Source organism: Liquorilactobacillus vini DSM 20605 (assembly GCF_000255495.1).
Taxonomy (GTDB): Bacteria; Bacillota; Bacilli; order Lactobacillales; family Lactobacillaceae; genus Liquorilactobacillus; species Liquorilactobacillus vini.
In genome coordinates this window covers 1-10,474 of the sequence record NZ_AHYZ01000171.1, presented here as the reverse complement: position 1 = coordinate 10,474, position 10,474 = coordinate 1, and the positions used below count along the sequence as shown (strand labels likewise).

Sequence of the window (10,474 nt, the reverse complement as noted above, 5' to 3'; positions counted from 1 at the left end):
TAACTTGTTTGTTAAATATGCCACCTGCTCATTAAGCTGCTTAATTTCTTTCATTAACTCACTATTTTGCCGAAGTGTTTTTTGTAAAAGTTCTTCAGTCTTAGACATTACGGATCACCACCATTCCTCATGTGATGATTTGAGTTTATCATTTATTGCCGTTGATGACTAGTATATTTTGGTGGTTTTGTTTGTTGAATCGATGATTCGACAGTCCAACCAGAAAGAAGGCGTTCTAATTGTTTGGCATGCAGCTTCTTTACTTCATTTGTATTTGTGGGCCATTGTAAACGACCATTTTCAATTCGTTTATAAAGCAGCCAAAAACCATCTCCGTCCCAATATAAAGCTTTGAATCGATCTTTTCTTGTGCCGCAAAACAGATATAAAGATTTAGAATATGGATCAAGCTTGAATTGATCTAAAACTACATTTGCCAGTCCATCAATTCCCCGCCGAAGATCAGTTTTACCGCAAACAAGATAAATTCCCTTAATTTTTCGCATATCAAGCAACATCATTTGAAAATCGCTTTGATTAAAGAATCTAAAATATATCCCTGGATGCGGTTATACACGATAACAGATTTATTATCATTAACTCTAACTTGAAAAGCTTTAGTAGGAGCCGAAGTCTGCGGATTAAAGGACTTATCCATTTTGATCTGAACAACATCAGGTTTATTGGTCATAAAAACACCTCATCATTCTTTATTGATGAGGTAATTTTACCGCTGAAATATATTCTTTTATAGACGGTCGGTTGTTAGGTGCTTACGTTGTTGCGGTTAATTTGGTTGATCATCATCCTCAAAGCCCAGTTCGCCCATCACGTGAGATGGCAGCTAGGATCATCACTAATGATCTTGAAATCCGAGTCTATAATGGTGCTTCACATGAAATATTGAAAAGCTTGAATATTTATCTTTGGAATCGAGATAATCATGTTCCCGAACATAAATGAAATGAAAATCTATCTTGTTTGCGGTAAAACAGATTTGCGCAAAGGGATAGATGGCCTTGCGGCTTTAGTTTTGGAAACTTTTGACTTGGATGTTTATGATAACGCCATTTTCCTTTTTTGCGGTACACGGGCAGATCGTTTTAAAGCTTTATATTGGGATAAAACTGGATTTGTACTTTATTACAAAAGAATTGATAATGGACATTTTCAATGGCCACGCAAACAAAATGAAGTTTGTAACTTACGGCCAAGCCAACTTCGTCGGCTTTTATCAGGCTTAACTATTGAGGAAAAGAAAACAATCAAGCCTGGGACAAAAGGAATATTATTTTAGCCTGTCACTCTAGTAATGACGGGCTTATTTTTGTATAATAAAAGGCATGATATTTGAAAACAAAGGGAGGTGAACCTAATGGACAAAAAAGATCAAGAAATTAAAGAGTTGGGTGGAGAAATTAAAAAGTTAAAGGAACAGATTTCTTTATTAGAAAAACAACTTGGCGAATATAAAGAAATTCTTGATCAGTATAAACGGATGATTTTTGTAAAAAAAACAGAAAAATCTGAATATATTGACCCACTTCAAATGAATCTTTTTAATGATAAGTTTGAAGAAACCCAAAATGAAGCTGAAGAAATAACAGTTAAAGAACATAAGAAAAAAGTTTCAAAACCAGGAAAGCGTAAACTTGACCTTTCTAGATATCCTCATGAAGAAGTTCATCATTCATTAGAAGGAACAGATTGCGTATGTGATGAATGTCATACGAAGTTACAAAAAATTGCAAGTAATTTTGTTAGACATGAAGTTGTAGTTATTCCTGAACAAATTAAAGTCATTGATCATTATCAGGATGTCTATAAATGTCAGCACTGTAAGAATAATTTTCCAGTCAAGCTTAAAAAAGCTAACATGCCACGTTCTCTTTTAGCGCATAGTCCATTAGCTTCACCTTCGGTCATCGCACATATTGCAGCGATGAAGTTTTTTTATAAGTTACCCTTGTATCGACAGGAATTTTGGGGAAGATTCCATGGAATCGATCTGCCTAGATCGCAAACATCGCATTGGATGATCAAAATTTTTGCAGAACAATGTGAACCTTTATATGAGTATTTGCGAAAACAATTAATGGAGCTACGTTATATTCATATCGATGAAACCCCATATAATACAATTGAATCGAAAAAGGCCAAAACCTTTTATTGGGTTATAGCATCTGGAAAATATGAAGAAAAACAGATAGCTATTTATCATCATCATGATGGTCGAGACCGAGCAACTGCGATAAAACTTTTAACCGGTTTTAAGGGGGCTGTTCAAACGGATGGTTATGCAGCGTACAATTTTATTGATAATACCAAACATCTTGGATGTTTGGCGCATGTACGTCGTAAATTTGTCACTGCATCTCAAGTGGGCTTAACAAAGAATTCTAGATCAGTTAGTGCTAAAATCGTAAAAAGGTTTGATGAGATAATTTCCTTGGATAATCAAGGAACTGAGCTCAAAGAAGAAAGAAAACAGCGACGACAGAAAATAATCCTCCCCAAAATGAAAGCTGTTTTTGATGAGATCAATAAACTGATTATTTCACCAAAATCTGCACTGCATCGAGCTCAACAATATGCCCTTAGTCAGGAAAATCGAATCATAAATACTTTGAAAGAAGGATATTATGAACTGACTAACAATCGCGCAGAGCGCGTTGTTAAAGAAAGCGTAATGGGAAGAAAAAACTGGGAGTTTTCAACAACTTTTGCCGGTGCAAAAGCTAATGCGATCGCATTAACATTGATCATGACAGCCAAATTAAATCGTTTGAACCCGGAGGCATATCTCTATCGGATTTTGAAAAAGTTAACAGAAGTTGACAACTTAAATGAAGATGTACTTGAAGGCTTGATGCCTTGGAATCTGAAATCCGATTTTTCTAATCAAGAATTACTATATTAATTGAAAAAAGCGGCCCTCGCACCAAGAACCTAGGATCATTATACGATTCTAGGCTATTTGTGCATAAGACCGCTATCTCAGCTACCGCTTACGAAAAAAATATACTTGGCATCCAAAGAAAATAAGATAAGCATGTAATAACTGCTCACTATAACAGCAGCTAAAGCTAGGTTATTTACCACTGCCACAATAAAGTACTATTTTTATTTGTGGCAGATTCCGTACGAATTCCCCAAAACTCAGGAAGTTTGTAGCTAATTGTATATTCAAGCAACGTTGGAGACACGTATGGCAACGATGTCTTTCTTTTTTGCTGAATAAAAGTAACTGGCGGAGTTAATTGAGGAAAATATTTGATAATTTCCTTATCGGTTATCAATTTACCAGTACTTTCCTGTGAATAATTAAGTAAATAGGGATCTAACTCACTATCTATTTGAATTCTTTGATAAATTGAATCAAAGCTATCAGGTTTATTAATCAAGGATAAGTTAATAAACTTCTGGTTAATATAACTGGTTGAATATTGAATGATTTTTTCCCCATAATAGCGTAACCTAACTATTTTTACATATTTATCACTATTTTTTAAATACATCGTTTTTTTGATCTCGGGGTTTTTTTCAATTTTTACTGAAATTACTTTAACATCTTCGGGAATTCCTTTTGATAAGTTAAGATCTGTAAAAAGGACAATATTTTGATGATTTTCTTTAGCAATAAAAGTTCCTTTCCCCTGAATACGTGTAACTACATTTTGGTTTTCAAGGTAGTTCAGTACTTTTACGGCAGTAGTAGAGCTCACTTTAAACCGTTTTCTAAGATCTGTTTCGCTATAAAACCGATCTCCTGGTTTTAATTTCCCATTCTTTGTCTCTTTTATTAAGATCTCTGATATTTCTTTATATTTTGGTAGTAACAAAAGATTACCTCACAATATGAATTAAAAAAATTAAATAACTTTAGCTACTCTGACGATCCAATCAGTTCCGTAATCAAAACCTGTTGCAGCAACCGTCAAGCTGTTTTCTTTAAGATTTTGATGAAACATTAGCTCTTCATTGTTATCTAGCCAGGAAACTTTTTCAACTCTTTTATGGAAATTTAAAAAGGTTCTTGAGCTGACTTTTTCCCCACCTAAAACTACATTTTCATTTCCCCGGATTCTCAAGTTAAATACGAACAAATAGAAACTATCATTCATTTTCAAAGCAAAGTCTTTAGGAGAAGTTGCCTTAATATCCGTCGCTTTTCCATAATATAATATGTTCTTTGTCATTTTAACCCATTTACCAATTAGTTTTAAGTAGTTTTTACAAAGTTCTGGAATTTCACCATTCCCAGTTAAACCAATATTAATTAGAATATTTGCGCCGATTTGCCTTGCATGTGCTATGCTTTCAATTATTTCGCGTGGTGACTTGTAATCTAAGTCATTCGTGGCTATTCCCCAATGATTATTGAGGGTCAGTGACATTTCTCCAGAAATATATTTTTCTTGGTTATTATGATTTACTTTTTGAGGACAACCTCGTTCATAAGTTACTGCATCAATTTCAGGATTACTTATTTTTCCACGATTTTTAAGACCAGTATTATTAATTATAATTGCATCAGGTTGATAATGTCTGATCATACCGTAAAGCTCATCTAAGTGCCAATTAGCCTGTTTTTTATTCCAATTGCCGTCAAACCAAAATCCGCTAATTTTACCATAGTATTTGCATAAAACTTCTACTGACTTTTTTAAATATTGTAAATATTTATTGAAGTCTTTTTCGTATAGTTTTGAATGCCAGTCATAAGTTGCTATGTAAATAAATGGTTTTATATTCTCTTCATTACATGCATTCACAAATTCACGAATTAAATCTCTTTTGGCAGGGCTGTGAAGGGCATCAAAAGAACTTAAGCCTTTGGTATCGTACAAGAAGAATCCTTCATGATGTTTTGCTGTTAAAACAATGTACTTAGCACCAAGGCTTTTAGCACATTGTACCACTTGTCTAGGGTGAAACTGGCTAGCGGTGAAAGAGTTTCTTAAATGCTCATATTTTTCCTTTTTACGTTGATGTATTAATTCAGTCCATTCGCCTACTTCAAGTTGAGAGTACAATCCCCAATGAATAAATAAGCCGATTCCAAGTTGTTCATAGTCTGCTATTCTTTTAAAAATTAAAGTCATTGTCTTCACTCCTTAATATCAAATACAATCTTAACACATTAAGTTGTTGAAAGATATATTACTTACAAGCATTGAGGGGATCAGCCATTATCTTAACTAAAAAAAGTATTTCTGCAAAATGCCTGTTTTAAAGTAAGAAATACTAACGATATAATTGTTAATATTTATTGATGCCGATACTTTTTTATGCTAGCATTTGTTTGTTACATAAGTTAACGCGTTAAGTTGAGAAAGGATTGGTGAAAAATGTATATTTTAGCAAGTCATGGGGATTACTCAGTTGCGGCTTTGAATAGCTGCGAATTGATTACTGGTAAGCTTAATGATTTTAAATCAGTTTCATTTAAAGATCCAATGGGTGTTAGCGATATGGTAAAAAAGTACCAAGATATTTATAAAGTACTGCCTAGAAATGAGCCGGTAATAATAATTGCAGATATTATTAATGGAACCCCATTAAATGCTGCAATAATTTTTAAACAAAGTCATGATAATGTCCGTATTTTTTCAGGATTGTCTTTAAGTTTAATTTTAACTCTGGCAACTGGTACAGAAATTTCCGAAGCATTAAAGCAAAACCGGGAATTTTTGAAAGAAGTTAAGGATGATAATTTTAATAGCTCGAAAGAATCTAAAAATCCAAGTAAAGAAAATTTTCAAAAAAATGATCATGTATATATAAGAGTCGACTCACGGTTAATTCATGGTCAGGTAGCTACAATGTGGACTAACGAATTAAGTTTGGATCGAATTATGGTCGTGGATAATCAAATTGTAAAGGATCGTATACAAAAAATAGCTTTAAAAACAGCAAGGCCTGCCGGCATACACTTAAGCATACTTACAGCTACAGGAGCGGCAAAAAAAATTAAAGAGAATCTCTATGCTGGACAGAATATATTAATTCTGGTTAAAAATCCATTGATGTTAAAAGAACTGTCAGATTTTGGAGTCGTAATCAAAGAAATTAATGTTGGTAATCTTTCAATGTCTACAGGCTCAAAACAAGTTTTTAAAAGCGTTGCATTGACAGACAAAGATAAAAAAATCTTTCAAGATTTGGGAGCAAAAGGGATTAAGATTTTTCATCAAATGGTTCCTTCTGACAATAAGGAAAGTTTATTAGAAAAATTATGAAGGGAAGTATCAATTTATGGCTATTGCATGGTGGCAAATTTTATTATTAACGGTGCTTGCTTTTTGGATGATTATTGATCAAATAACTGTTGGAATTTTGTGTAACTATCCTCTTTTAATAGGTTTTGTTGCAGGCATAATAGTTGGCGATATAAAAACTGGTTTAGTAGTTGGCGCAACTTTACAATTAATGGTTTTAGGTGTTGGTACTTACGGTGGGGCGAGTATGCCCGATTTTATGACTGGCGCAATTATTGGTACCGCATATGCTGTAATAACTAGTAAAGGAATTAATTTTGCTATTGGTTTAGCTGTTCCCGTTGGTCTATTAATGGTCCAATTAGATGTACTTGCTCGTTTTATTAACACATTCTTTTTGCACCGTATTGATCGGTTCATTAAGCAAGGAGACTCTAAAAAAGTGGCACGTAATGTAGTTTATGGTGTCTTCCCATGGGGGCTATCCAGAGCAATACCAGTATTTATTATGTTAATAGTTGGTAATCATTTTGTAAAAATGATAGTGAATTCGATGCCGGAATGGCTTACAACAGGACTTTCTACGGCTGGCGGTATTCTGCCGGTAGTGGGTATTGCTATTTTGCTTAGATTTTTACCAACTAAAAGATTCATTTCTTATTTTTTAATAGGTTTTGTTGCTGCAGCTTATCTAAAAGTTCCGATGCTTGGTATTGCTTTGATTGGTGTTGCCATGGCTATTATTTACTTTAATCGTGATTCATCAAATGATACAAAAGAACGTAAATCAATTAGTCAAGATAATTTACGGGAGGTAAATGAAGATGACAATGGAGAGTACGAAGACTAATAAAGAGTTAATCACCAAAAAGGATATTTTTCGAACTAACTGGCGATGGTTGTGGTCAAGTCAAATTTGCTGGAATTATGAACGGATGATGTCAACGGGATATTTATATACGATGCTACCTATTTTAAAAAAGATTTACCCGAATGAGGCAGATTTCATTGATATGATGTCAATCCATAATCAATTTTTTAATACGAATGCTTATGTGGGTGGATTTATTGTAGGAATGGATATATCGATTGAGGAAAAGGATGGTATAAAAGCAAAAGATGCTGTTGTTGGTTTAAAATCCGGCTTAATGGGTCCTTTTGCTGGTGTTGGAGATACAATTTTTGGAGTTATTCTTCCTACAATTTTCGGATCAATTGGTTCTTACATGGGATTAAAAGGCAATCCACTTGGTGCAATGTTATGGTTGGCGGTAAACTTTATGGTCTTAGTTCTAAGATTTTCTTTTATGCCATTAGGTTATTCACAAGGCACAAAGTTGATTACTTCAGCTGAAAATAAGTTGAGTAAAATAACCGATGCAGCTATTTTATTGGGTGTAACTGTTGTTGGAGGTCTGATACCAAATGTAATTACTGTTAAAATGCCATTAGTATTTAAGATGGGGAAAGTAACTCTGAAAGCACAATCAGTACTTAATCAGATAATGCCATCTTTAATTCCCATAATTTTAGTTGTACTCGGATATTGGCTTCTTGGAAAAAAGAAAATGAACTCCACAAGATTGATAATATTGACAATGGTTGTTGGTATCATTTTAGGAGGATTTGGGATTTTAAGTAAATAAAATTGTAAAGAATAATTGGGATGTGTAGTTTTTACAAAGTATTTGTTAAGCTAGGAAAGCATCAAGAATGTAAACTTTTTAACGATAGCGTGAATAGTTGCAACAAAAGACCAGCTGAAATCTCAAATGAGATTAGCTGGTCTTTTTTTAACGGTCGATTGTTAGGTGCTTACGTTGTTCACGAGAAATTAGTAGTTAATTAATTACTTGTTTCCAACTTGTGTCTTTTATTTGATTAAAATAAGTATGGTTTTATTAAGGTTAATATGCTTTAATAAAGATAATTAAAAATGAAGCCTTTTGAATTATTTTACAAAAAAGAGGCTATTTTCGTTCATAATACTTCATCCTTCCCGCTTTTTTGAAATATTATGGAATATAATGGAATATTATGGTTGATATATAATAAACTACGTGTTAGTATAATTTTTAGGAGGTTATGTAAGTGCTTGCAGAAGAACGACAGCAAAAAATTTTATCTATTTTAAAGGTGAAAAGTATTTTGAAATTAGAGGAAATATGTAAGTTTACTGGATGTTCCGAGTCATCTGCTCGAAGAGATTTGCAAATATTAGAACAACAAGGCTTTTTGATAAGGATTCATGGGGGGGCAAAGTTAAAACGTTCATTACAGAGTGAGCCTGATATGGCAGGTAAAGCATTTGAGAATGTTCAGCAAAAAAATGGAGATAGCTAAAATATACTGCTACTTTGGTGGAAAAAGAAGATGTAATTTATCTTGATGCCGGATCTTCAACATTAGCTATGATTCCTTACTTAGATAATAATTTACAATTAACAGTTGTTACTAATGGAGTAATGCATGCCTCTGAGTTAGCAGATCGAAATATTAAGACAATTTTGATTGGTGGTGAATTAAAAAATACAACAAAGGCAATAATTGGAATTGGAACTATAAAAGAACTTTTGAAGTATAGATTCAATAAGGTATTTTTGGGTATCAACGGAATTAGCTCAAAATATGGTTATACAACACCTGATCCTGATGAAGCAGAACTTAAAATAACAGCTGGTCAACAAGGAGAGCAAAGGTTTGTTTTAGCTGATAGTTCAAAGTTTGGACAAGTTTCGTTCGTAAGGGTAGCTAAATTAAATTGGGCAACTATTATTACTAATAAATTACCTCATGTAATTTTTAATAAATATAATAGTTTAACAGAAATTAGGGAAGTTCCAGTAATAGTTTGAAAATTATTGTGAATCACCGAATATTTTAGATAGCTTATGGGCGAAAAAATATTATACAAAAATTGATTATTTATATTTAGGTGATTATTAATGAAAATAATTCTTTTGAGTCATGGGCATTTAGCATCTGGCATGAAAAATACCGTTGAATTAATTACTGGTAAAAGAGATAATTTGATTGCTTTTGATGCATATGTAGATAAAAATAAAGATATCAATGAGTTTCTCGATTCATTGATGAAATTAAAAGAAAGGTTTGTTGTTATTACTGATATCATGGGTGGAAGCGTTAACAGACTAGCTATGGAAAAATTAAATCATAAGGATGTTTTAATTGTTACTGGTATGAACGCTGCCTTAGTTTTAGACGTTGTCTTATTACAAGAAAATATAAGCAAAGAAAAAATAGAGAAAGCGATTATTGAGAGTAAAAAAATGACTAAACTGTTACTTCCAGAAAATGAGAAAGTTATATCTGATCAAATTGATGAGGATTTTTAAAAAGAAAGGGGAAATTAAAGTGATCCAGTTATTAAGAGTCGATCATAGACTATTGCATGGACAAGTTGTATTTTCTTGGTGTTCGCAGTTAAATCCAAACTGTATATTAATTGCTGATGATAATATCGTGAATGATAGTGTAAGAATATCGGCCTTAAGATTAGGTAAACCAAATGATACTAAGTTGGTAATAAAAAATGTAAGCGATTCAATATCTGCAATTAATTCAGGAAAAACTGATAAATATAATTTAATAATTATTGTCCCAAATATTGAAGAAGCCGTAACTCTAGCTAAAAATGTTAAGCAAATAACTTCAATTAATTTGGGGGGCACAAAGGCAAACAAGCTTACTCATCCAATTTCAAATATGGTTAATGTCACTGATGAAGAGGAAAAGTTACTTAGAGAAGTAATTGGTCTTGGAAAAGAAGTTTACATTCAGGCTGTACCAAGTGAACAAAGAAGAGAATTTAAATAATCTTAGGGAGGCTTTTTATTATGGCTCAAGCGTTACTTGTTTTTATAATCTCTGTCATCGGATATTTAGAATGTGGGGTCGGAAATTCGATGATCCAGCGACCAATTGTTATGGGCCCGTTGGTAGGATTAGTATTAGGTGATGTATCAACTGGCTTAAAAGTCGGAGCAATTCTTGAATTAGCATTTATGGGAAATATTACTATTGGAGCGGCATTACCACCTGAAATTACAGCGGGAGGCATTTTAGGTACAGCTTTTGCAATAAAGACAGGTTCTGGTGCAGCTGCTGCGCTAGCTTTAGCTATTCCAATTGCAACAGTTGCATTGTTGATAAAGAACTTTTATTATCTTACTGCTAGATCATATTTTCTACATAAATCAGATAATTATGCAGCAGAAGGAAATGTAAAAGGG

13 protein-coding genes and 1 pseudogene are annotated in these 10,474 nt (G+C 33.1%); 10 read left to right on the top strand and 4 right to left on the bottom strand.

The window, feature by feature from the left end:
• Window positions 1-152: 152 nt before the first annotated feature.
• Both tnpB (ON15_RS09370) and ON15_RS11830 read right to left on the bottom strand, forming a co-directional pair.
• Window positions 153-506 carry an IS66 family insertion sequence element accessory protein TnpB gene (gene tnpB / locus ON15_RS09370; RefSeq protein WP_235720452.1) on the bottom strand — a complete coding sequence of 118 codons (354 nt, stop codon included), beginning with the start codon at window positions 504-506 and terminating at the stop codon, window positions 153-155.
• Between the two features lie 11 nt (window positions 507-517).
• A complete protein-coding gene (locus tag ON15_RS11830) occupies window positions 518-691 on the bottom strand; it encodes a hypothetical protein (protein ID WP_010580904.1) in 174 nt (57 codons plus the stop codon).
• A gap of 71 nt (window positions 692-762) precedes the next feature.
• Between ON15_RS11830 and ON15_RS09365 the strand changes: the two genes are divergently transcribed.
• The 3 genes from ON15_RS09365 (at window position 763) to tnpC (ending at window position 2,920) form a co-directional block, all read left to right on the top strand.
• Window positions 763-963: a hypothetical protein gene (locus tag ON15_RS09365; protein WP_010581231.1), complete on the top strand. Its 201-nt coding sequence runs from the start codon at window positions 763-765 to the stop codon at window positions 961-963.
• A gap of 1 nt (window position 964) precedes the next feature.
• Window positions 965-1,297 carry an IS66 family insertion sequence element accessory protein TnpB gene (tnpB, locus tag ON15_RS09360; RefSeq protein WP_169313787.1) on the top strand — a complete coding sequence of 111 codons (333 nt, stop codon included), beginning with the start codon at window positions 965-967 and terminating at the stop codon, window positions 1,295-1,297.
• A gap of 78 nt (window positions 1,298-1,375) precedes the next feature.
• Entirely contained in the window at window positions 1,376-2,920 is a 1,545-nt protein-coding gene (gene tnpC / locus ON15_RS09355) for an IS66 family transposase (protein WP_010581229.1), read from the top strand.
• A gap of 175 nt (window positions 2,921-3,095) precedes the next feature.
• Here the strand turns inward: tnpC and ON15_RS09350 are convergent, their stop codons facing one another.
• On the bottom strand, window positions 3,096-3,842 hold the full coding sequence (locus ON15_RS09350; RefSeq protein WP_010581228.1) for a GntR family transcriptional regulator: 747 nt from the start codon (window positions 3,840-3,842) through the stop codon (window positions 3,096-3,098).
• Window positions 3,843-3,872: 30 nt separating this feature from the next.
• A complete protein-coding gene (locus ON15_RS09345; RefSeq protein ID WP_010581227.1) occupies window positions 3,873-5,105 on the bottom strand; it encodes an alpha-L-fucosidase in 1,233 nt (410 codons plus the stop codon).
• A 246-nt stretch (window positions 5,106-5,351) separates the two neighbouring features.
• Between ON15_RS09345 and ON15_RS11530 the strand changes: the two genes are divergently transcribed.
• The 7 genes and pseudogenes from ON15_RS11530 to ON15_RS09310 form a co-directional block, all read left to right on the top strand.
• On the top strand, window positions 5,352-6,242 hold the full coding sequence (locus tag ON15_RS11530) for a PTS mannose/fructose/sorbose transporter subunit IIAB (protein WP_010581226.1): 891 nt from the start codon (window positions 5,352-5,354) through the stop codon (window positions 6,240-6,242).
• A gap of 16 nt (window positions 6,243-6,258) precedes the next feature.
• Window positions 6,259-7,071, top strand: a complete 813-nt coding sequence (locus ON15_RS09335) for a PTS mannose/fructose/sorbose/N-acetylgalactosamine transporter subunit IIC (RefSeq protein WP_010581225.1) — start codon at window positions 6,259-6,261, stop codon at window positions 7,069-7,071.
• Complete coding sequence (locus ON15_RS09330) at window positions 7,046-7,867, top strand: PTS system mannose/fructose/sorbose family transporter subunit IID (protein ID WP_026049563.1); 822 nt, start codon at window positions 7,046-7,048, stop codon at window positions 7,865-7,867. The genes ON15_RS09335 and ON15_RS09330 overlap by 26 nt, the downstream gene beginning before the upstream one ends.
• Window positions 7,868-8,312: 445 nt before the next feature.
• Window positions 8,313-9,076, top strand: a pseudogene (locus ON15_RS12225) (DeoR/GlpR family DNA-binding transcription regulator).
• Between the two features lie 90 nt (window positions 9,077-9,166).
• Complete coding sequence (locus tag ON15_RS09320; RefSeq protein WP_010581223.1) at window positions 9,167-9,577, top strand: PTS sugar transporter subunit IIA; 411 nt, start codon at window positions 9,167-9,169, stop codon at window positions 9,575-9,577.
• 19 nt (window positions 9,578-9,596) lie between these two features.
• Complete coding sequence (locus ON15_RS09315) at window positions 9,597-10,058, top strand: PTS sugar transporter subunit IIB (RefSeq protein ID WP_026049562.1); 462 nt, start codon at window positions 9,597-9,599, stop codon at window positions 10,056-10,058.
• 20 nt (window positions 10,059-10,078) lie between these two features.
• The coding region (locus ON15_RS09310) for a PTS sugar transporter subunit IIC (protein ID WP_010581221.1) at window positions 10,079-10,474 on the top strand (396 nt) is incomplete at its 3' end.